Origin of the sequence: Nesterenkonia halobia (genome assembly GCF_039536005.1) — a bacterium.
GTDB classification, from domain to species: domain Bacteria; phylum Actinomycetota; class Actinomycetes; order Actinomycetales; family Micrococcaceae; genus Nesterenkonia; species Nesterenkonia halobia.
In genome coordinates this window covers 26,281-47,864 of sequence record NZ_BAAAYG010000009.1, presented here as the reverse complement: position 1 = coordinate 47,864, position 21,584 = coordinate 26,281, and the positions used below count along the sequence as shown (strand labels likewise).

General features: G+C 72.2%; 20 protein-coding genes. 15 read left to right on the top strand and 5 right to left on the bottom strand.

Annotated features, from left to right (window positions below):
- Window positions 1-5: 5 nt before the first annotated feature.
- From ABD652_RS10790 to ABD652_RS10780, 3 genes are all read left to right on the top strand, one after another.
- Window positions 6-791: a winged helix-turn-helix transcriptional regulator gene (locus tag ABD652_RS10790; protein ID WP_344721177.1), complete on the top strand. Its 786-nt coding sequence runs from the start codon at window positions 6-8 to the stop codon at window positions 789-791.
- Window positions 792-812: 21 nt separating this feature from the next.
- Window positions 813-1,367: an acyl-CoA thioesterase gene (locus tag ABD652_RS10785; RefSeq protein ID WP_153144290.1), complete on the top strand. Its 555-nt coding sequence runs from the start codon at window positions 813-815 to the stop codon at window positions 1,365-1,367.
- A 135-nt stretch (window positions 1,368-1,502) separates the two neighbouring features.
- The gene (locus tag ABD652_RS10780; protein ID WP_344721174.1) at window positions 1,503-1,958 is read left to right on the top strand and encodes a DoxX family protein; all 456 of its coding nucleotides are present in this window, start codon (window positions 1,503-1,505) and stop codon (window positions 1,956-1,958) included.
- 45 nt (window positions 1,959-2,003) lie between these two features.
- Here the strand turns inward: ABD652_RS10780 and ABD652_RS10775 are convergent, their stop codons facing one another.
- Both ABD652_RS10775 and ABD652_RS10770 read right to left on the bottom strand, forming a co-directional pair.
- Window positions 2,004-3,425: a hypothetical protein gene (locus tag ABD652_RS10775; RefSeq protein ID WP_344721172.1), complete on the bottom strand. Its 1,422-nt coding sequence runs from the start codon at window positions 3,423-3,425 to the stop codon at window positions 2,004-2,006.
- A 264-nt stretch (window positions 3,426-3,689) separates the two neighbouring features.
- Window positions 3,690-4,694 (bottom strand): aldo/keto reductase family protein, encoded by a 1,005-nt coding sequence (locus ABD652_RS10770; protein WP_344721170.1) that lies wholly within the window; start codon window positions 4,692-4,694, stop codon window positions 3,690-3,692.
- Between the two features lie 261 nt (window positions 4,695-4,955).
- On the opposite strand from ABD652_RS10770, the gene ABD652_RS10765 reads away from it, so the two are divergent.
- Both ABD652_RS10765 and ABD652_RS10760 read left to right on the top strand, forming a co-directional pair.
- Window positions 4,956-6,227: an ABC transporter substrate-binding protein gene (locus tag ABD652_RS10765; protein WP_344721168.1), complete on the top strand. Its 1,272-nt coding sequence runs from the start codon at window positions 4,956-4,958 to the stop codon at window positions 6,225-6,227.
- 193 nt (window positions 6,228-6,420) lie between these two features.
- Window positions 6,421-6,942 (top strand): ferritin, encoded by a 522-nt coding sequence (locus tag ABD652_RS10760; RefSeq protein ID WP_344721166.1) that lies wholly within the window; start codon window positions 6,421-6,423, stop codon window positions 6,940-6,942.
- Between the two features lie 120 nt (window positions 6,943-7,062).
- Here ABD652_RS10760 and ABD652_RS10755 read toward each other — a convergent pair whose 3' ends face one another.
- The 3 genes from ABD652_RS10755 to ABD652_RS10745 all read right to left on the bottom strand — a co-directional run bounded on the left by ABD652_RS10755 (window position 7,063) and on the right by ABD652_RS10745 (window position 9,518).
- Window positions 7,063-7,722 (bottom strand): GntR family transcriptional regulator, encoded by a 660-nt coding sequence (locus ABD652_RS10755; RefSeq protein ID WP_344721164.1) that lies wholly within the window; start codon window positions 7,720-7,722, stop codon window positions 7,063-7,065.
- Window positions 7,723-7,833: 111 nt separating this feature from the next.
- Window positions 7,834-8,622 carry a maleate cis-trans isomerase family protein gene (locus tag ABD652_RS10750; protein ID WP_344721162.1) on the bottom strand — a complete coding sequence of 263 codons (789 nt, stop codon included), beginning with the start codon at window positions 8,620-8,622 and terminating at the stop codon, window positions 7,834-7,836.
- 83 nt (window positions 8,623-8,705) lie between these two features.
- A complete protein-coding gene (locus tag ABD652_RS10745; protein WP_344721160.1) occupies window positions 8,706-9,518 on the bottom strand; it encodes a maleate cis-trans isomerase family protein in 813 nt (270 codons plus the stop codon).
- 187 nt (window positions 9,519-9,705) lie between these two features.
- Between ABD652_RS10745 and ABD652_RS10740 the strand changes: the two genes are divergently transcribed.
- From ABD652_RS10740 to ABD652_RS10695, 10 genes are all read left to right on the top strand, one after another.
- Window positions 9,706-10,692, top strand: coding sequence for a D-2-hydroxyacid dehydrogenase (locus ABD652_RS10740; RefSeq protein ID WP_344721158.1), 987 nt, complete (start codon window positions 9,706-9,708; stop codon window positions 10,690-10,692).
- A 48-nt stretch (window positions 10,693-10,740) separates the two neighbouring features.
- The gene (locus ABD652_RS10735) at window positions 10,741-12,231 is read left to right on the top strand and encodes an amidase (RefSeq protein ID WP_344721155.1); all 1,491 of its coding nucleotides are present in this window, start codon (window positions 10,741-10,743) and stop codon (window positions 12,229-12,231) included.
- A 2-nt stretch (window positions 12,232-12,233) separates the two neighbouring features.
- On the top strand, window positions 12,234-12,734 hold the full coding sequence (locus ABD652_RS10730) for a DUF3830 family protein (protein ID WP_153144275.1): 501 nt from the start codon (window positions 12,234-12,236) through the stop codon (window positions 12,732-12,734).
- Window positions 12,735-12,764: 30 nt separating this feature from the next.
- Window positions 12,765-15,701, top strand: coding sequence for an FAD-binding and (Fe-S)-binding domain-containing protein (locus ABD652_RS10725; RefSeq protein ID WP_344721153.1), 2,937 nt, complete (start codon window positions 12,765-12,767; stop codon window positions 15,699-15,701).
- 41 nt (window positions 15,702-15,742) lie between these two features.
- Window positions 15,743-16,786: a BadF/BadG/BcrA/BcrD ATPase family protein gene (locus ABD652_RS10720; RefSeq protein WP_344721151.1), complete on the top strand. Its 1,044-nt coding sequence runs from the start codon at window positions 15,743-15,745 to the stop codon at window positions 16,784-16,786.
- 50 nt (window positions 16,787-16,836) lie between these two features.
- Complete coding sequence (locus ABD652_RS10715; protein WP_344721149.1) at window positions 16,837-19,359, top strand: AAA family ATPase; 2,523 nt, start codon at window positions 16,837-16,839, stop codon at window positions 19,357-19,359.
- 434 nt (window positions 19,360-19,793) lie between these two features.
- Window positions 19,794-20,030, top strand: a complete 237-nt coding sequence (rpmB, locus tag ABD652_RS10710; protein WP_153144273.1) for a 50S ribosomal protein L28 — start codon at window positions 19,794-19,796, stop codon at window positions 20,028-20,030.
- Window positions 20,030-20,197: a 50S ribosomal protein L33 gene (gene rpmG / locus ABD652_RS10705; protein WP_010524935.1), complete on the top strand. Its 168-nt coding sequence runs from the start codon at window positions 20,030-20,032 to the stop codon at window positions 20,195-20,197. Before rpmB ends, rpmG begins: the two co-directional genes overlap by 1 nt.
- Window positions 20,198-20,199: 2 nt before the next feature.
- Entirely contained in the window at window positions 20,200-20,505 is a 306-nt protein-coding gene (rpsN, locus tag ABD652_RS10700) for a 30S ribosomal protein S14 (RefSeq protein WP_010524936.1), read from the top strand.
- 130 nt (window positions 20,506-20,635) lie between these two features.
- Window positions 20,636-21,562, top strand: a complete 927-nt coding sequence (locus ABD652_RS10695) for a rhamnogalacturonan acetylesterase (RefSeq protein ID WP_344721145.1) — start codon at window positions 20,636-20,638, stop codon at window positions 21,560-21,562.
- Window positions 21,563-21,584: the final 22 nt, after the last annotated feature.

The window sequence follows — 21,584 nt, the reverse complement described above, 5'->3', positions numbered from 1 at the left end:
TGAATGTGACCGATGAGCCGGTCGACGACGCCGACGCCGCGGCTCTGCACGTCTCCTCGCCCGTGCTGCTGCTCGGCGGCCCCTCTCCGGCGCAGTCGGAGCTGACTCAGCGGCTGCGCGCCCTGGACGTGAAGGTGCTCCATGCCCCGAGCGCGGAGGTCGCGCACAGCCTGGCCGCCCAGGAGCGGCCGCGGCTGCTCGTCGTCGACGCCCGCTCGAGCCGGCGGGTGCCGGGGACGGAGACGCTGCTGGCCGAGCTGCGGCGGGCCGAGGAGCATCTGGTCGCGCTGATCTGGTTCGACGCCGAGGCCACGACCGCCGAGGTCCTCGCCGGCTGCGCGCCGCTGGACGACCACATCCTCGGCAATCCCGGCGGCGAGGAGGCCATGCGCCGGCTGCATCTGCTCAGTCGGCGGCTGCCGGCCCGCCGCGAGGGGGAGCGGCTCGTCGTCGGCGATCTGGAGATGGACACCTCGGCGCGGACGGTCCGCCGCGGCGACCACGACATCGACCTCTCCGAGACCGAGTTCCGGCTGCTGCGGCTGCTGATGCGCCATGCCCGCACGGTGCTGTCCAAGACCGAGATCCTCCAGCAGGTCTGGGAGTACGAGTTCGCCGGGCAGGCCAACATCGTCGAGCTCTACATCTCCTACGTTCGCAAGAAGGTCGAGGCGGGCCGGCCGCGGATGATCCACACCGTCCGCGGGGCCGGGTATGTGCTGCGCCCCGCCGAGCCGGAGGCTGAGCACCCGGCGGGCGAGTCGGTCGAGGAGAATGCTACCGGCGAGTAGCCTCTGTGGCAGACTGGCCGCATGCATGTGATCCTGCGCACTCTGCTGACCCTGCTGCGCGCCCGGCGGCGCCCGGCGCTCTCGCCGTGGGAGCCGGGCTCGCTGACGCTGCGCGCGCTGCCCACCGACGTCGACCTGGCGCTGCACATCAACAACGGCCAATACTTCTCGCTCTTCGACCTGGGGCGCTACGACCTCATGGCCCGCGCCGGAGTCTGGTCGCGCATGCGGGCGCTCGGCTGGACCCCGGTGGTGCAGTCCGAGCAGATCACCTTCCGTCGGGCGGTGACGCTGATGCGTCGGTTCACCGTCCACACGCGGATGCTCGGCTTCGACGAGCGCTGCCTGTTCTTCGAGCAGCGGGTGGTCGTCGACGGCGAGATCTGCGTCCGCGCGCAGATCGCCGCCCGGCTCCTCGGCCCGGACGGGCCGGTCTCGCGCGAGGAGATCCTGGCCGAGCTGGCCGCGCTGGGCCACGAGCAGCCCGAGGACGTCGACGTCTCCGAAGAGCTGCGGAGCTGGCGGGCCGCGGCCGCGCTGCCGTCGACGCGCCGTCCGGCCCCGCACCGGTGGTGACCCGGCGGCGACGTCGCTGGTCGCCGCCTGACCGTCTGGCTGTCTGATCGTCTGGTGGAGCGTGGCCGGAGCCGGCCCGCGGCGCACCGTGTGGTGAACCACGTCGGGGCGGGCGACGGGTGTCACAGTAGGAGCATGCGGAACCACTTCAGCACCGACCTCGGCCTCCTCCTGCTCCGGCTCGCCGCCGGCATCCTGTTCATCATGTCGGGCCTGCGCCGCGTCACCTGGCTGGGGGTCAACGGCTCCCGGGACTACGCCGGGGATCTCGGGCTGCCCTTCGCCCAGCAGGTGGGGGCGGCGCTGCCCTTCGTCGAGATCATCGGCGGCGCGCTGCTGATCATCGGGCTGCTGACGCGATTCTCCGCGGCGGTGCTCACAGTGGTCTGCGGCGCGGCCGCGGTGGTCCTGGGCCGGGAGGCGACGTCGACGTCGGCGCTGCTGGACCAGGGCGAGCCGATGCTGCTGCTGGTCGGCGGGACGCTGGAGTTCTCGGTGCTGTTCGCCGTGATCGCGCTGGTGCTGGCCTGCACCGGCGGCGGAGCGATGAGTGTGGACGCGCCGGCCTGGCGCTCGATCCGGCGGCGCTGATCCGGGTCGCGGGTCGCGGATCGGGGTGGCGCGGGGCGCTCGGCCTCAGTCGGCGCGGCGTCGGCCCAGTGCGCTCAGCAGGGCCGCGCCGACGGCGACGGCCGTCAGTACCACGGCGACGATCGGGCCGGCCGACGAGCTGGTGAGCATCAGGCCGTCGTCGGAGTCGCGGTCCACGGCGACAAGTCCGTCGGCGGGCTCGCGATCGGCGTCTCCCGCCGCGGAGGACGGCGGCGCCGACGACGAGGCGGCGTCCGAGGACTCCGCAGTCGCTGCGGAGGTCCGGCCGGAGTTCTGCTGCGCGTCGCCTCCGGACTCGGACTCCGGAGTCGCTCCGGCGTCGTGGTTCTGCGGGGGATCGGGCTGGGTGGAACCCGGCTGGGCGGAATCAGGGTGTGCAGCGTCGTCCTGCCCGGTGTCGTCCTGCCCAGCGTCGTCCTGCCCGGTGTCGGGGCCGGGCGCCGGGCTCTGGCCGGAGTCTCGGCTCGCGTCGGGCTCCGCGGCGCCGGCGTCCTCGTCCGGCTCCGAGCTTCCGTCGGTCGTGGGCTGCGGGCCGCCGGGCACGGGCAGCGAAGTGTCCAGAACGTCCTCGGAGGCCGCGCTGCTCGGCGCGGTGCCCGAGGCGGAGTCCTCGGGGGAGGTCGTCTCCTGCCCTGCGCCGGGGAGGAAGTCCTCGGCGCCGGCATCCTCGGTCGGACTGGTCTCCGCCCCCGAGGTCTCCTCGGCGCCGTCGGTCGTCTCCGGATCGGAGGGGGCGGCTGAGGCATCCTGCGACTCGGCCGGCATGATGTAGATCGTGGCCTCGCAGCGCTTCGTCGAGCCGTCGTCGGCAGTGGCGAGGATCGTGTAGAGCTCGGTGACCGTGCCGTCCACTGTGCTCGGATCCGGCGCGGTGTATGTCAGGTCGGTCCCGGAGATGCTCGCCTCGCCGCCGGCGGTGCCGACGGAACTGGAGACCTCGAGCCTCTCCACGCTCGAGGATGCAGTGATCGGCGCGGTGGTGCTCTCCCCGGCGATGACCTCGGTCGAGGGACAGGACAGCGTGATCCCGGAGGGCGTCTCGGAGTCGCCCGTCTCGGAGTCGTCCGTCTCGGAGTCGCTCGTCTCGGAGTCGCCCGTCTCCGAAGAGTCGGAGTCGGTGGCCTCGTCGGTGGGGTCCTCAGTGGGGTTCTCGCTGGGGTCCTCGCTGGGGTCCTCGGTGGGGGCCGGAGCGGACTCCTCGGCGGAGGCGGCGGTCTCGTCGTCGGCGGCCGCGGCGTCGTCCCGCGTCGGCTCCTGCGTCGTGGGCTCGGACGTTGCGGACTCGGACTCCGACGCCGAGGGGCTCTCGGAGCCGTCCGCCGTCGACGTGGCCGTGGTCGTCGCGACCGCTGCGGCGGGGCCGAGCAGGACCAGGCCGACGACGAGGCTGAGGCCGCCGGCCGCCGCCAGCGCCGTGCCTCGCGGCTGGAAGTCGATGGTGCTCACGCCGGGTACCTCGTCGTCAGGGGCTGGGGTCGCGTCGCCCAGTCTATGAGCGTGAGCTCCATCCGCATAACGATTTGGTCACTCTGTTCCGGCGGCGGCGGCCGGAGCGCGCCGAGCCCTCCGCCTGAGAGTGTCACGAGGTGACGAAATCCCAGGTCAGAGGGCTCGGTGTGGAAATCTGCGCGGCGCGAGCGTCAGGTGGGTGATGTGCGTCTCGCGGCGCGTCGCGACGGCATCGTGATCACATCGTGATCTGTTCGGCGATCAGGTCAGCCGAGTCTCCGGGGACACGGTCAGCGCCGGGTCATCCTTGGCCAGATGGCCGACGGCGGCGTCGATCGCCTCCATCGTCGAAGAGTCCAGGGTGACGCCGGCGGCGTCGACGTTGGACTGGATCTGCTCCGGCCGGGAGGCGCCGACCAGCGCCGAGGCCACATTCTGGTTCTGCAGCACCCAGGCGACGGCGAGCTGGGCCTGGGTCAGGCCGTTGTCCTTCGCGACGGGCTCGAGCTTCTCCACGGCGGCGAGGATCTCGTCGTCGAGGTACTTCTGGATGAACTGGGCGCCGCCGTCGACGTCCGAGGCGCGCGACCCCTCCGGCACGGGCTGTCCGGCGCGGTACTTGCCGGTGAGCACCCCCTGGGCGATCGGCGACCAGACGATCTGGCTGATGCCCAGCTCCTCCGCGGTCGGCACGACCTCGGGCTCGATGACTCGCCAGAGCATGTTGTACTGCGGCTGGTTGGAGATCAGCTGGATGCCGAGCTCCTTGGCCAGTGCGTGGCCGGCGCGCAGCTGCTCGGCGGTCCACTCGCTGACGCCGATGTAGAGCGCCTTGCCCTGGCGGACGACGTCGGCGAAGGCCTGCATCGTCTCCTCGAGCGGAGTCTCGTGGTCGAAGCGGTGGGCCTGGTAGAGGTCGACGTAGTCGGTGCCCAGCCGCTTCAGCGAGCCGTCGATGGACTCCATGATGTGCTTGCGCGACAGGCCGGTGTCGTTCGGGCCCTTCGGGCCGGTGGGGAAGTAGACCTTGGTGAAGATCTCGAGCGACTCGCGGCGCTGACCGGCCAGTGCGTCGCCGAGGACCTGCTCGGCGACGGTGTTCGCGTAGACGTCGGCAGTGTCGAACGTGGTGATGCCTGCGTCCAATGCGGCGTGCACGCACTGGGTGGCGACGTCGTTCTCGACCTGCGAGCCGTGGGTGATCCAGTTGCCGTAGGTGATCTCGGAGATCTTGAGACCGCTGTGGCCGAGGTACCTGTGCTCCATGCGGGGCGTCATCCCTTTCATCGATGCGCGGGGCGGATGAGACGTGCGGGTGATGTGATCGTGCTCATCCTCTGCCGCGCACCAGCCTACGCCGTCGCCCAGGCGGGTGGGAGGCGTCGTTCCGCGCGGGCGCCGCGACTCTGTCGAGGCCGGGGGTATTGACGATGTGATCGATCATATCTAGCGTGTGATCCATCACACTCGAGATTCTGGTCCAGCGTGGGCGACGAGTCAGGAGGCAGTATGAGACCGGGTCGGACGATGAGTCTGCCGTTGCGGGCGGGGGTGGTCTTCGCGGCGGCAGGGATGGTTCTGACGGGCTGCGGAAGTGCCGCCGGCGGCGACGGCGGCGACGAGGTGACGCTGACGTTCACCTGGTGGGGTGGTCAGACGCGGCATGACAACACCGAGGAGATGATCGCGACCTTCGAGGAGGAGAATCCGGACATCTCGGTCGAGGCCCAGTACGGGGAGTGGAATGGCTACTGGGACCAGCTCGCGACGCAGTCGGCGGCCCAGGACACCCCCGACATCATGCAGATGGACCTGATGTACCTCCGCGAGTACATCGACAATGGCGTCCTGATGCCGCTCGAACAGGTGGACACCTCTGAGTACGCCGACGAGTTGCTCGCCACCGGCCGACAGGACGGCGAACAGTATGCGATGCCGGTGGGGCAGACGGCGCTGACGTTCGCCGTCAATCCGGACGTCTACGAGGAGGCGGGGCTCGAGGTGCCCGACGAGACGAGCTGGACCTGGGACACGCTCATGGAGGACGCCGCTGCCATCTCGGAGGAGACCGAGGGGTACGGGCTCTCCGGGTTCTTCGACATCGCAGGTTTCGAGGCGTGGTTGCGCCAGCAGCACGGAGTGAACGTCTTCGACGGCGAGGGCACCGTGCCCTGGTCTGCTGAGGATGCCGTGCCCTACTTCGAGATGATGCGCGAGTTCCAGGACGCTGGAGCGCTGCCTCCCGCGGCCGAGATGGTCGAACAGAGCGGGATCGCGCGCGAACAGACTCTGCTGGCAACCGGCAATATGGGGCTTTCGCCGGTGTGGGACACGATGATGATCGCCCTGTCATCGAACGAAGGGGTCGACCTGGAGCCTCTGATGGTGCCGAGCATGTCGGGCGACGCGTCCGAGAGCGGCCTGTACTACAAGGCGTCCATGTTCTATTCGGTCTTCTCCGGCACGGAGCACCCCGAGGCGGCGCAGAAGTTCGTGGACTTCATGGTCAACGACCAGGTAGCTGGCGAAATCCAGCGGCTGGAGCGGGGCATTCCCGGCAGTGCAGCCGTGCGGGACGCCGTCGGCTCCGACCTCGACGGGGTCGAAGCGCGTGTCCTGGACTACTCGAACCGCGTCTCGGACATGGTCTCGGAGGCTCCCCCGATCCCGCCGCAGGGGTACAGCGTCGCGCGGGATCACCTGAACCGTGTGGAGGAGCAGTTCTTTGCTGGATCTCTCGATGCTGAGCAGGCCGCCGAGCAGCTGCATGAAGAGGCGACGGCGGCGATCGCTGGATGACCCCGGGCGATACGGGCGGTCCTCGATGAGGTGAGGCGACCCTCGGGCACCTTCCGCACTGTCGGGATGCGCCGGTGAGGTGCGCCTCTCCTCCGTGGTCAGGCTCGGCGCGGCTGGCTAGAGTGTCGAGCAGAGGGCGGCGTCGTCCGGCGTCGGCCCGTCACGGACACGAGACGAGGAGAGTGGTCCCGCCATGGCACAGCTCACCGGCACGCTCGAAGAAGCGTTCAACGAGCAGGTCACCCTGGAGCTGGAGGCCTCGCTGGTCTACCGTCAGCTGGGCATCGAGATGGACATGCTGGACCTGCCCGGCATGGCGTCCTGGTTCCGCGCGCAGGCGGACGAGGAGGTCGTCCACGCCAACAAGTTCATCGACCACATGACCGACCGCGACGCCCACCCGCGGATCCGGGCGGTGCCGGCGACCTCGGTCTCCGCCGCCTCGGTGCAGGAAGCCTTCGAAGCCTCGCTGGGCCATGAGCGGCGGGTCTCCGAGTCGATCCGGAACCTGTACCGGCTGGCGCAGCAGGAGGGCGACATCGACGCTCTGCCGCTGCTGAACTGGTTCATCGACGAACAGCTCGAGGAGGAGGCGACGATCTCCGAGCTGATCGGCAAGGTGAAGCTCATCGCCGACGACGGCCCCGGCCTGCTGCGCCTGGACCAGGAACTCGGCTCCCGGCAGTCGCCCGGCACGGAGGCCGGCGCCCAGTGACCCGCTGAGCCCTGCCCTCACCGGGCGATGACTCGGCGGAAAGTGTGGGAACGAACGCGTATTCCCACGCTTTCCGCCGAGTCATCGCGGAGGGGCGGGCATCTCGTACGGGGAGCGGCGTCAGTGCTCGCCGGCGTCGGCGTGCTCGGTCTGGCGGATCAGCCGGTCGAGGGCCTCGTGCATATGCGTCTCGATCTCGCGCATCAGCGCGTCCTCGTCGGCGGCGACGATCGCCTCGGCGATGCGCCGGTGCTCGGCGACCTGCTCCTCGGGATCCATATAGGTGCCCTGCAGCGCGGTCAGGCACATCCGCGTCTCGACCATCAGCGTCTCGTGCATGCGGCGCAGCCGCGGGCTTCCGGACATCGTCACCAGCAGCTCGTGGAAGTCGAAGTCGGCGTCGGAGAGCGTCGGCAGCCGCCCGGACTCGGCGGCGCGCTGCATCGCGTCGCAGGCCTCGAGCAGCACCGTCGAGGGCTCCGAGCTGGGGGAGCGGACGATCATCCGCGCCGCGGCGGTCTCGATGGCGATGCGCGCGGCATAGAGGTCGCGGATCTCGTCGTCGTCGAGCTCTTTGACGAACAGTCCGCGGTTCGGCTCGCTGCGCACCAGCCCCTCCTGCACCAGACGCTGCATCGCCTCGCGCAGCGGCCCGCGGCTGACCCCGAACTCCAGTGACAGCGCGGATTCGGAGAGCTGGGCGCCGCCGGGCAGGGTGCCGTACATGATCCCCTCGCGCAGCTGGCGGGTGATCAGCGAGGCGGTGGATTCGCGGTTCACCGGGCGGAATTCCGGACTCTTCACCATGGTGAGGGCGGTGTCATCTCCTTCGCGGGGGCGTCGCCGCGCACGGCGCGGCGACGCGGATCTGCAGATTGTCGACGATCCATCCTAGCGGTTCGCTCCCGAGGCGTCCGAGGCCGTCCTCGTGCGGCCGAGCCGGCCGAGCTGCGGCAGCGTCGGCATCGGCCGGCCGGTCAGCCGCAGTCCCTCCCAGACGGTGACCTGGTTCGCCGTCAGCACCGGCTTGCCGAGGGTGTGCTCGACGTCGGCGACCCAGTCCAGCGAGTGCAGCGCCGTGTCCGGCACCAGCACCGCCTCGACGTCCTCGGTGTCGACCGAGCGGATCATCGTCAGCATCAGGTCGCGGCCCAGATGCCCGACCTCGGCGGCGGTGAAGACCCCCTCGGCGGCGAAGGTCAGCACGTCGACGCCGTGCTCGGTCAGGAAGCCGCGGAAATGCTCGGCCAGCGGCTGCGGATAGGAGGCGGCGACGCCGACGCGCCCCACGTCCAGGGCCTCCAGCGCATGGGCGAAGGCCAGCGACGTCGACGACGTCGGCACGCCGGCGACCTCCTGGAGCGCCTCGACCTGCGTCCGGGCGCCGTCGCGGCCGAAGACGAAGCTGCCGGAGGTGCAGGCCCACATCAGCGCGTCGACGGCGTGCGCGGCCTGCAGCCGGCCGGCGCCCTCGGCGAGGCGGGCATGCGATCCGGTCTCGCGCAGGGCCTCGACAGTGTGCTCGTCGACGCCGATGGTGGTGTGCACCAGCGGCAGGCGCAGCGCCTGAGGCTCGGCGGCGGCCAGACGGGGGTAGTCGTCCTCGGCGGCGTGGCCGGGGTAGAGGATGCCGACGGTCGGCGGGGCGACGGCGGCGTCGCCGGCGGGTGCGGGCGTCATCTTCGGGCTCCTTCGGGATCCTGCGGGGTTCTTCCTGCGGGGCTGCTCCAGCGGAGGCGACGGGTCGTCGCGAGCGGGAGGATTCAGGCGGCCGGCTGGTGCTGCGGCGCCGGCAGCGTCGCGCGCAGCGCCGCGCCGGGGCCGGCGTAGGGCACGTCGAGGTGGCGCATCACCTGCCAGATCGTCGCCTGGTTCGCCGAGATCACCGGTTTGCCCAGGTCGTGCTCCAGGGCGTCGAGGACCTCGTAGGTCGGCAGGTTGGTGCAGGAGACCACGACGACGTCGGCGCGGTCGCTGTCGGCGGCGCGCACCAGGTCGTAGGTGCGCTCCGGCGGCACCGTCCAGATGCGGCCGGAGAGGCCGAGGTTCGCGTTGTTCATCAGGTGGATGTCGGCCTCGGCGAAGAACGCCGCGAACTGGGCGGTGATCGCGTCGTTGTACGGCGTGGCCGTCGCGATGGTCTCCGCTCCCAGGGCCCGGACCGCGTCGAGCAGCGCGCCGGAGGTGGTGAAGGCCGGCACCGGCACCGCCGCGCGCATCGCCCGCCGCAGCGCCTGTTCTCCGGCGCGCCCACGGATGAAGCTGCCCGAGGTGCAGCCGTAGACCGTGGCCTCCGGGCCGGTCTCGGCGATCGACCGGGCGCAGTCGGCGATCGCCCGCGGCTTCGAGATCGCCCGGGCCTGGCGCACGGTGACCTTCATGGGCTCGAACCGGGTGCGGGTGAACAGCAGATCCAGCTGTTCGGCGCCCGCGGGATCCGCGCTGAATCGGCGCAGCTCGCGGTCCAGCGCCATGTCGTAGGGGACCACCATGCCCACGGCGGGATGCCGGACCGACTCGCCGAGAATCTCGGAGCGAGCGGGCTCGCCGGGGCGGGGAGCGGGGGAGAGGGCCATGAGCGGCTCCAATCTCGGACGTGCTGACGAGTCTCCATGAGGATTGTTGACAATCTTCTGAAGGTCTCCATAGCATAGCCGCACAGTCGCCCCGTCGGGAAGCGCCCGCCGGGGAGGACGCACCACATCCTTCCGCCGGGCGCCGGCGGAGGCTTCGAGGCCCCTCGACAGCACCCGGAGGTGACCGATGGCGAGCTCTCTGCCGGTCGTCACAGTCCTGTGCCCCGCCGGCGTCGACGGCGCCGACGCCCCCGCCGGACTCGACACGCTCCGCGACCGGGCAGAGATCCGCACCGTCGTCGCCGAGGACCTCGCCGACGGTCTCCGCGGCGCCGATGTCCTCTTCCTCTGGGACTTCTTCTCCAGCGCCGTCTCCGACGCCTGGCATGCCGCCGACGCGCTGCGCTGGATCCACGTGGCCGCCGCCGGCGTCGACAAGATGCTCTTCGACGAGCTCATCGCCTCCGAGGTCGTGGTCACCAACGCCCAGGGCATCTTCGACCGGCCCATCGCCGAGTACGTCCTCGGTGCCGTCGTCGCCCGGGCCAAGGATTTCGCCGGCAGCCTCTCCCGCCAGCGCGACGGCGTCTGGGAGCACCGCGAGACGCGCCAGGTGCGCGGCAGCATCGCGCTGGTCATCGGCACCGGGGCAATCGGCCGCGAGATCGCGACGCTGCTGCGCGCCGTCGGCGTGGAGGTCTTCGCCGCCGGCCGCACCGCCCGCGACGACGACCCCGACTTCGGCACAGTGATCGCCAGCGAGGACCTGGCCGCACACGTCGGCCGAGCCGACCACGTCATCAACGCCGCACCGCTGACCCCGCAGACCCGCGGGCTGATCGGTGCGGAGGTGCTGGCCGCCGTCGCCGACGGCGCCCACCTGATCAACATCGGCCGCGGCGAGTCCGTGGACGAGGCCGCCCTGGTCGAGGCCCTCGACTCCGGGCCGCTGGGCTTCGCCACCCTCGACGTCTTCGCCGCCGAGCCGCTGCCGGCTGACGCTCCGCTCTGGGGGCGGGAGGACGTGCTGCTCTCGGCGCACATGTCCGGCGACGTCGTCGGCTGGCGCGAGGCGCTGGCCGAGCAGTTCCTCGACAACGCGCGGCGGTGGCTCGACGGCGAGCCGCCGGTCAACGTGGTCGACAAGGAGAGGGGCTACGTGCCCCGCACCTGAGAGAGGCGCCCGCGACCGCGGCGCCGAGGCTTCCGAGGAGGTAGTGGCATGAGGGATCCGGCTGAGATGACGGCCGTCGAGCTCGTCGCGGGGTACCGCGCGGGCGACCTGTCCCCGGTGGAGGCCGCCGAGGCGTGCCTGGCTCGGATCCATGCCCGGGACGAGTCGCTCAACGCCTTCGTGCTGGTCGAGGACGAGGCCGCGCTCGCCGCCGCCCGCGAGTCCGAGGCGCGCTGGGCGCAGGGGGCTCCGCTCGGGCCGGCCGACGGGGTCCCGATGACGATCAAGGACATGTTCCCCACGGCGGGGACTCCCACGGTGAAGGGCAGCCGGCTGCTCGACGCCGACGACGACGCGCTGGACTTCGACGCCCCCTGCGTCGCGCGGCTGCGCGAGGCCGGGGCGGTGCGGCTGGGCAAGACGACGACCCCGGAGTTCGCCTGGAAGGGGACCACGGACAGCCTGCGCCACGGCGCCACCGGCAACCCGTGGGACCCGACGACGACGCCGGGCGGCTCCTCCGGAGGGGCCGCGGCCGCGGTGGCCTCCGGGATGGGCGCCTGGGCGGTGGGCACCGACGGCGGCGGCTCCGTGCGCATCCCTGCCTCCTTCACCGGCACCGTGGCGCTGAAGCCCACCTACGGCACTGTGCCGATGTACCCCTCCTCGCCCTTCGGCACGCTGGCCCACGCCGGGCCGATGGCCCGGACGGTCACCGACGCGGCGATGCTGCTGGACGTCATCTCCGGCTTCGACTCGCGCGACTGGTCGGCGCTGCCGACGCCGACGGCGTCCTTCACCGAGGGGATCGACGACGGCGTGGCCGGACTGCGCATCGCGTACTCGCCGAATCTGGGCTTCGGCGGCAACGACCCGGAGGTCGAGCGGCTCGTCGCCGAGGCGGTCGAGGTCCTGGCCGCCCAGGGGGCGACGGTGGAGCAGGTCGACCCGGGGCTGTCGGATCCGGTGGAGGCCTTCCACGTCCTCTGGTTCACCGGAGCCGCCAAGGTCCTCGAGCCCTTCGGCCCTGACGCGCTCGAGCAGGTCGACCCGGGGCTGCGCGCCGGGATCGAACAGCACCTGGGCGACTCCGCCCTGGACTACCTGGGGGCGACTGCTCGCCGGATGGACATGGGTGTGCGCATGGGCGCCTTCCACGAGACCTATGACCTGCTGGTCACCCCGACGATGCCGATCACTGCGTTCAGCAAGGAGCGTCAGGCGCCGGAAGGGTGGTCCTCGCAGACCTGGACCAGCTGGACGCCCTACACCTATCCGTTCAACATGACCCAGCAGCCCGGCGCCTCGGTGCCCTGCGGGACCACGTCGACGGGCATGCCGGTCGGCCTGCAGCTCGTCGGGGCGCGGACGCAGGATCGACTGGTGCTGCGCGCCGCACGCGCCTACGAGCGAGCCGCCGGAGAAGGGTTCATCCGCCCGGTGGAGCTCGACGAGGCGCGGCGCCGCGCGTCGGGCGCCGGAGCCGGCGCGGCGGCGGGTCCGGGAACGGCCGAGCAGACCACGAGCATCGGGAGGTGAGCATGGCCCGTCGGATGAGGATCGAGCTGACCCGGCGCGGAGTCAGCTGCACGGCACGCCTGCTGGATGAGGAGGCCCCGCGCACCGCGCAGGCGGTGTGGGAGGCCCTGCCGCAGTCCGGTCAGGTCTATCACGGCAAATACGCCCGCAACGAGATCTATGCGCTGGTCCCGCCCTTCGGCGGCATCGCGGACACCCGGGAGAACACCACGGTGACTCCGATCCCCGGCGATATCTGCTATTTCCACTTCACTCCTGAACAGCTGGGCAATCCGGCCTATGGGTATGATGCCGACTCCGAGGCCGGCACCGGCGATCTGGTGGACCTGGCGCTGTTCTACGGGCGGAACAATCTGCTGATCAACGGCGACCAGGGGTGGATCCCCGGGACAGTGGTCGCCACAGTGGAGGAGGGGCTGGAGGAGATGGCCGCCGCCTGTGCCTCCATCTGGATGGACGGCGCCCGGGGCGAGACGCTGGCCTTCAGCCGACTCGAGGACTGAGCCCGGGGGACCGGGGGAGAGGAGCCGCAGGTGACCGCGACGCTCGCCCAGCGTGACGACGTCGACGCCGGCCGGCAGATCGCCGCGGCGCTGCGCGCCGCCGGCGTGGCCGGAGTCGACGACTCGACGCTGACCCGGGGCATGTACTCCTCCGACGCCAGCCTCTACCGGGTGGTGCCGCAGGTCGTCGCCCGCCCCGACCACGTCGAGCAGCTGCAGGCCGTCCACGAGGTCTCCCGCGAGCTCGGCGTGCCGCTGACGATGCGCGGGGCGGGCACCTCGATCGCCGGCAACGCCGTCGGCGAGGGGATCGTCGTCGACACCCGCGATCTCGACGGGATCCTGGAGATCGACCCCGAGGCGCGCACCGCCCGGGTGCAGCCCGGCGTCGTGCATGCCCAGCTGCAGCGCGCCGTCGCCGGCCACGGGCTGCGCTTCGGGCCCGACCCCTCGACCCACACCCGCTGCACGATCGGCGGGATGATCGGCAACAACGCCTGCGGGACGCGTGCGCTGGGCTACGGGCGGACCGTCGACAACGTGGTCTCGGCCCAGGTGCTCTTCGGCAACGGCGAGCTCGCCTCGCTCAGCGCCGACTCCACCGGGCTGACCGCGGCGGCCGGCTCCACCGCGGCGTCGCTGGCGGAGCTGGCCGGCGAGAACCTGGCCCACATCCGCACGCACTTCGGCCGCTTCGACCGGCAGGTCAGCGGCTACTCGCTGGAGCATCTGCTGCCCGAGCACCGCGGCCGCGTCGACCGCTTCCTGGTCGGCACCGAGGGCACGCTGGCCACGCTGCTGGAGGCCGAGGTCAACCTGGTCGCCGACGAGCCGAATCGCCTGCTGCTCGTGCTCGGCTACCCCGACGTCGGCGAGGCCGCCGACGCGGTGCCGGCTCTGCTGCAGGCCGCACCCGGCCGGCTGATCGCCTGCGAGGGCATGGACTCGCGGCTGGTGGACCTGGTGCGCGGCGCGGGCAAACCGGTCCCGGATCTGCCGGACGGGCGCAGCTGGCTGTTCGTCGAGGCCGCCGGCGAGGACGCCGCCGACGTGCTGGCCGCCGTCCGCGACGCCTCCGGGGCCGTCGGGACGCGCCTGGTGGATTCAGACGCCGAGGCCGCCGCGCTCTGGGCGATCCGCGCCGACGGCGCCGGACTGGCCGGCGTCAGCCTGGACACTCCGGCCCACTCCGGCTGGGAGGACGCCGCGGTGCCGCCCGAGCAGCTGGGCTCCTGGATGCGCGAGTTCGAGTCGCTGCTCGATCAGTTCGACCTGCACGGCTACCCCTACGGGCACTTCGGCGACGGCTGCATCCACTGCCGCATCGACTTCCCCTTCCACGCCGGAGAGCCGGACTCCACCGGGGTCTTCGCCGAGTTCCTCGACGCCTGCGCCGAGCGGCTGGCCGAGGTCGGCGGCTCGCTCTCCGGCGAGCACGGCGACGGGCGGGTGCGCTCCTCGCTGCTGGAGACGATGTACGACGAGGCCTCGCGGGAGCTCTTCTCGGCGGCCAAGCAGCTCTGCGATCCCGACGGGCTGCTGAATCCCGGGATCATCGCCGACCCGGTGTCCAACACCCAGGATCTGCGTCCGGTGCGGCCGGCCGCCCAGCTGCCCTGGCCCGGGCTGCGGATGCGCCACGACGACGGCGACTTCGCCGCGGCAGTGCATCGGTGCACCGGCGTGGGCAAATGCGTCGCTCCGCAGACCTCCTCGGTGATGTGTCCGTCCTATCTGGCCACGGGCCAGGAGAAGGACTCCACCCGCGGCCGCGGGCGCATCCTGCAGGAGGCGGTCGACGGTTCGCTGGTCGACGGGCTGGCCGATCCGGCCGTCCACGAGGCGCTGGACCTCTGCCTGTCCTGCAAGGGCTGCGCCGTCGACTGCCCGGCGGGCGTGGACATGGCCGCCTATAAGTCCGAGGCGCTGCACCAGACCTACGACGTCGGCCCGGAGAAGCGACGGCGCCCGCGGGCCCACTACTTCCTGGGGCGGCTGCCCTTCTGGGCGCGGCTGGCCGCTCCGTCGGCGAAGCTGCTCAACCGGGTCAGCGGCGTGGAGCCGCTGGCCGGGATCGCCAAGCGGGTCGCCGGCATGGATCCGCGGCGCGGGGTGCCGCAGTTCGCCGAGACCACGCTGCGCCGCGGCGCGAAGAAGGACGCGCGCCAGGCGGCGAAGGGTGGGCGCAGCGCGGCGTCGGCGGCGCCCGCGACGTCGACGGCGGTCTCGCCGACGCCCGACGTCTGGGTCTGGGCCGATTCCTTCACCGACCATTTCTTCCCGCAGTCCGGCCGTGCGGCGATCGAGTATCTGCGCGGCCAGGGGCTCGAGGTCCGCGTCATCGAGCAGCACGGCTGCTGCGGGCTGCCCTGGATCACCACCGGCCAGCTGGATCAGGCCCGCGGGCTCGTCGACGGCGTCGTCGGGCTGCTCGCCGGACATCTGGCCACCGGTGCGCCGGTGCTGGCGCTGGAGCCCTCCTGCCTGGCGACGCTGCGCTCCGACGTCCTCGAACTGACGTCCCGCCCCGAGGCCGGCGACGTCGCCGCCGGCGTGCGCAGCTTCGCCGAGCTGATCACCGAGCTGCATGCCGCCGGCCGCGTCGAGCTGCCGGATCTGGCCGGAGTGCGGGCGCTGGCCCAGCCGCACTGCCACCAGCGGGCGGTGGTCGGCTGGTCGGCCGACCGGGCGCTGCTCGAGGCGGCCGGTGCGCAGGTCGAGGATGTGCCCGGCTGCTGCGGGCTGGCCGGAAACTTCGGCGTCGAGGCCGGCCACTACGAGGTCAGCGTCGACGTCGCCGAGACCTACCTGCTGCCGGCAGTCCGCTCCGCCCGGGCGGAGCACCCGGAGACGGTGGTGCTGGCCGACGGGATGTCCTGTCGGATCCAGCTCGACGACCTCGCCGACGTCGAGGCTCAGCACCTCGCCGAGCTCTTCGCCGCGCGGGCGCCGTCGCGCACCGCCTGAATCTCCGGCGGCATCGCCACGACGTCCCTAGAATGGACGGCATGCCGGAGCGCCGCTCCGGCCCCGGCCGATCCCGACAGGAGCTCGACGTGACCTCAGCCGCGCGCGACGCCGACGCAGCGCAGCAGGCGTCTTCCGCGCAGGAGGCACTGCTGGCCCTCGACGCCGGCCAGACCAGCACCAAGGCCCGGATCGTCGCGCCCGACGGCGGCCGCCGCGACCTGCGTCTGGACGGAGTGCGGACCGACCGGCCGCTGCCGCTGCAGCTGCGGGAGCGGATCCGGGAGGCGATCGCGGAGTCCGGCACGAGCATCGGGACTGTCGCCGTCGGCGTCTCCGGGCTCACCGACGCCGCGCGCGACGTCGTCGAGCTGCTGGAGGACGTCGCGCCCGCGGCCGGTTCGCCGCACACCGCATTGCTGACCCACGACTCGGTCACCTCCGCCCTCGGCGCACTGGGGGACGCCCGCGGCGCCGTCGTCGCCGTCGGCACCGGCGTGGTCACGCTGGGCCTCGGCCGCGACGCCGTCGCCCGCGTCGACGGCTGGGGGCACATCATGGGCGACGCCGGCAGCGCGCACTGGATCGGACAGCAGGCGCTGATCCGGGTGATGCGCGCCCACGACGGCCGCGGCCCGGCCACGGCGCTGACCGAGGCGGTCCGCCGGCGCTGGGCGGATCTGGAGTCGGCCTACATCGCCCTGCAGTCCGATCCGCGGCAGGTGAGCATCGTCGCCTCCTTCGCCGCCGACGTCAGTCGGCTGGCCGCCGACGACGCCGTCGCCGCGGCCATCTGCGCCGAGGCCGCCGAGGAGCTGGTCACCTCGGCCGTGACCGCGCTGCGGCAGGTCGGCGAGGCGGACGACGCGAGCACCGACGTCGCCGTCACCGGCGGGGTCTTCGACGCGGCGGCGATCCGCGAGCAGTTCACCGCCCGGCTGGCCGAGGAGATCCCCTCGGCCCGTGTGGTCTCCGCCCGCGGCGAGGGCGTCGACGGCGCCGAGCAGCTCGTCGGGCTCGGCGCCGGCCATCCGCTGCAGTCGCGCATCGCCCGGGCGAGCCGCGACGCGGGAGCGGTCCGATGAGCGCGGCCGAGCACCCTGCCTCGACGCACCCCGCCTCGGTGGATCGGGGATTGGAGCACACTGAGGAGTTCGACCGCGCCTTCGAGCTGCTCGAGGCCGGCCGCAGCCTCTTCCTCACCGGCCGCGCCGGCACCGGCAAGTCGACGCTGGTCCGCGAGTTCCTGCGCACCACGGAGCGCACCGCCGTCGTCGCCGCGCCCACCGGCATCGCCGCGCTGAACGTCGGCGGCTGGACGATCCACCGGCTCTTCGGGCTGCGCCCGGGACTGACCGTCGAGGACGTCGCCTCCGGCCGCTACCACCCGGGCCGCTTCGCGAAGACGCTGCAGGCGCTGGACACGCTGGTCATCGACGAGGCCTCGATGGTCCGCGCCGATCTGCTCGACCAGCTCGTCGCCGCGCTGGAGCGCTTCGGCCCGCGGCCGGGGGAGCGCTTCGGCGGCGTGCAGCTGGTGCTGGTCGGCGACCTGCTGCAGCTGCCGCCGGTGGTCACCGAGGCCGAGCGGGAGTTCTTCAGCACCCGCTACGAGACGCCCTATTTCTTCTCCGCCGACCGCTGGCGCGAGGAGGACTTCCCGACGCTGGTGCTCACCCGGGTCTTCCGGCAGGTCGGCGACTCCCGGCTGACCGGGGTGCTGAACTCGATCCGCGAGGGCGTGCTGCTCGGCGGAGCCCGCGGCGAGCTCAACGCCCGCGTCGACCCCGACTTCGAGCCGGACACCGACGAGTTCTGGCTGACGCTGACGACCACCAATCGGATGGCCACCGCCCGCAATCGGCGGCAGCTCGACCGGCTCCCGGCGGATCTGCGGGTGTCCACCGCGCGGACCACCGGCGAACTGGACGGCTTCGACCGGCCCACCGACGAGCAGCTGGCGTATAAGCACGGCGCGCAGATCATGCTGCTGACCAACGATCCGGGCGGGCGCTGGGTCAACGGCACGATGGGCCGGATCGTCGAGGTGTCCACCACCGCCGACGACGAGCCGACGGTGCAGGTGCAGCTGCGCGACGGCGCGGTGGTCGACGTCGCCCCGCACACCTGGGAGATCACCCGCCCGGTGGTCAGCGGCGGCAGCCTGACCCAGCAGGTGGTCGGCACCTTCACCCAGCTGCCCTTCGCGCTGGCCTGGGCGATCACCATCCACAAGAGCCAGGGGCAGACGCTGGATCGGCTGATCGTCGACCTCACCGGCGGCACCTTCGCCGTCGGGCAGCTCTATGTGGCGCTGAGCCGGGTGACCTCGCTGGACGGGCTCGTGCTGCGCCGGGGCGTGCGGCCGAAGGACATGAAGACCGACCGGCGGATCCTGCGCTTCCTGCGTCGTGCCGGATCGGCGGGCTCGGCCGACGGCGGCGAGGGCGCCGACGGGTCGGCCTCCCTGCGCCGCTGCGGGATCGGCCTGCTCACCGTCGGCGAGGAGGGGACGCGCTCGCGGCCGCGGCCGGTGGAGGTCGCCGTCGCCTTCGAGGACGGCACCGCGATCAGCACGCTCATCGACCCGCAGCGTGATCTCGCCGACGCGCGCACCCGCTTCGGCATCAGCGCCGCCGACGTGCTCGCCGCGCCGACGCTGGAGCAGGCCTGGGCGCTGCTCGGCCCGGCGGTGGCCGGCTGCACGCCGGTCGGTGCCGACGTCGATGCGACGCTGGGGCTGCTGGACTTCGAGCGCAAGCGGCTGGGCAGCGGCGAGCCGATGCCCTTCGGCGTGGAGGTCGGCGAGGCCGCGGACCGCCGGGAGCCGCTGTCGGCCGAGGTCCGCCGTGGGCTGGACGCTCCGCGGGCGCTGGACCGGGCCCGGGCGGCGCTGCAGGCCCATGCCGCCGGGAGCGGCTCCGAGGACGGGGCCACCGGGTTCGGAGACCCCGGGGCGGGGGAGTCGGACCTCCTGGGCGCGGACACAGGCGCGGACACAGGCGCGGATACCGGCCGGGATCAGGACGGGGACGACGGCGCCGTCGAGGCCGGGCGGCTGCTCACCCGGGATCCGCAGGTCCCGGCGCCGGCGTTCGCCGACCGGCCGCAGCTGGCCGCGATCCTCGACGTCGGCCGCGAGGTCGGCGCGGCGCTGCTCGATGCGGCGCTGCTCGACGCGGCCCGGCTCGGCACGGAGACCTCGGCGACGCCGCGGCGCGACTCCGGGGAGTTCTGGCTCGCGACGGCGCGCCGGCTGGTCGCCGAGCAGCTGCGCGCCGGACTGGCGGAGCAGCCGGTGCCGCGCGAGCTGGCCGATCGACTGGCCGAGGTGGAGCGGCATCTGGGGCACCCGGTCCATGACCCCGAGGCGGTGGCCGCGGGGACGGCGGCCGATCTGGTGCTCGGACCCGGCGTGCGAATCTGCTTCACCGGCGACGCCGCGGATCCGGGCGGGCGGATCTGGTCGCGGGAGCAGATGCACGCGCTCGCCGCCGAGCACGGGCTGCGGCCGGTGGAGACGGTGACGAAGACGAAGTGCGACGCGCTGGTCGTCGCCGAGCTGGGCACGCAGTCGAACAAGGCGAAGAAGGCCCGGCAGTACGAGAAGCCGGTGCTGGTCGCCGAGGACTTCCTCGCCTGGGCGCAGGCGGGCTGACCGACGCGGCCGGCGGCGTCGGGCTCGTCGTCGGGCCGCCGCTTTGCCCCGGCGGCGGGGGCGGGCTACCATGGAACGTCGCAAGCCGTGCTGTGCTGTGCCCACGCGTGTGCCGTGACGACGGATCGGAACTCTCCGATCGGACGTCGCGCCTGCGGGTGGACCCGGCGCCGGAAAGCAGCCCGGCCGATTGTGAAGCCTGGATTCCAGCGCGCCACAAGCAACTGCACCACCGTGTTTCGTCCGCGATGAGAAGGCACTTCGGTTGGATCTCACCCAGCCTGGTCCGTCCTCGTAAGTAACGGTGTCACAACTGGTGGCGGGAACCGGCTCGACGACTGCACGGGTCCGCCCGGCCCCGAGAGGGGACGGTCGACGCGTGCGCTCGCGGGCGCCGCCCGTATCCATTACGTACTTATGTTGGAGGAGTGATCATGGCAGCACATTGCCAGGTGACCGGAGTGGGGCCGCAGTACGGCTACAACGTCTCCCACTCGCACCGTCGCACCAAGCGCCGGTTCGACCCGAACATCCAGAAGAAGCGCTACTGGGTGCCCTCTCTGGGGCGTCACGTCACGCTGAACCTGTCGGTGAAGGGCATCAAGACCATCGACGCCCGTGGCATCGACACGGTCATCGCCGAGCTGATCCAGAAGGGGGAGAAGGTCTGATGGCCAAGGAGAAGGACGTACGTCCCATCATCAAGCTGAAGTCGACGGCCGGCACGGGCTTCACCTACGTGACCCGCAAGAACCGTCGCAACAACCCGGATCGCATCGTGCTGAAGAAGTACGACCCGGTTGTCCGCAAGCACGTCGACTTCCGAGAGGAGCGCTGATCATGGCGAAGAAGTCGAAGATCGCGAAGAACGAGCAGCGCAAGGTCATCGTCGAGCGCTACGCCGAGAAGCGTCGGCAGCTGCGCAAGCAGCTGGTCGACCCGAACTCGACCGACGAGCAGCGCGAGGAGGCCCGCCTGGGCCTGCAGAAGCTGCCGCGCGACGCCTCGCCGGTCCGCGTCCGCGACCGTGACTCCATCGACGGCCGCCCGCGCGGCACGTTCCGGAAGTTCGGCGTCTCCCGCATCCGCTTCCGCAACATGGCGCACAACGGCGAGCTGCCCGGCATCCAGAAGTCCTCCTGGTGACTTCCGCCGCGCACAGCCGCTGACGTCGCGCTGAGCGAGCATCCGACGGCCCCCTGCCGCATCCTGCATGGATGGCGGCAGGGGGCCGTCGTCGTATCCTGGGGCGGACCCCTCGGGAGGTGAGACGGCCATGGACGAGCAGACTGCGGTGACCCGCCGGACGGCGCTGGGAGCGCTGGCCGCCGGGGCCGGCGTCGTCGGGCTCGCCGCCTGCGCGCCGCGGGGCACGACCCCCGACGACGCCGGGACGGCCGGCTCCGCCGCGGGCGACACTGCCCCGGACGGCGCCTCCCCGGACGACGCCTCCCCAGACGACGCCTCCGGGGACGACGCCGGGGCGGAGGAGTCCGCGGGGAGCTCGCGCCGACTGGTCATCGCCGGCGACTCCACCGCCGCGGAGAAGCCGGACTATCTGTACCCGATGGCCGGCTGGGGCATGGCGCTGCCCTTCTACACGACCTCGCGCCTGCGCGTCGAGAACCGGGCGCAGAACGGCCGCAGCTCCAAGAGCTTCATCGCCGAAGGGCATCTGGCGGGGATCGCCGAGGACCTCGGCGGCGACGACGTGCTGGTGATCCAGTTCGGCCACAACGACGAGATCCCCGACGACGCCCGGCGCAGCACCGAGCCGTGGTCGACGTTCCAGCAGATGCTCCGTGAGCACCTCGACGTCGCCCGCGCCGCCGGCGCCGAGCCGGTGCTGGCCACGCCCACTGAGCGCCGGCGGATCGTCGACGGCGAGCTGGTCGCCACCCACGGCGACTACCCGGACGCGGTGCGCGCAGTGGCCGAGGAGGAGGGCGTCGCGCTGCTCGACCTGCAGCGCCGCACGCTGGAGCGCTGGCGTGAGCTGGGGCCGGAGAAGAGCGGCCGCTGCTTCCACTCCCGGGACGGCCAGCAGGACCCGACGCACTTCAGCGTCCACGGCGCCGGCGTCGTCGCCCGGATGGTCGCCGAGGGTCTGCTGGATCTCGGGGTGGTGCGCTCGACGGTGTTCCGCCGGCTCGATCGCGCGCCGGCCGAGGAGGACCTCAGCTGGGACCTCGAGGAGCTCTGAGGCCTCGGCGCTCGTCGAACGG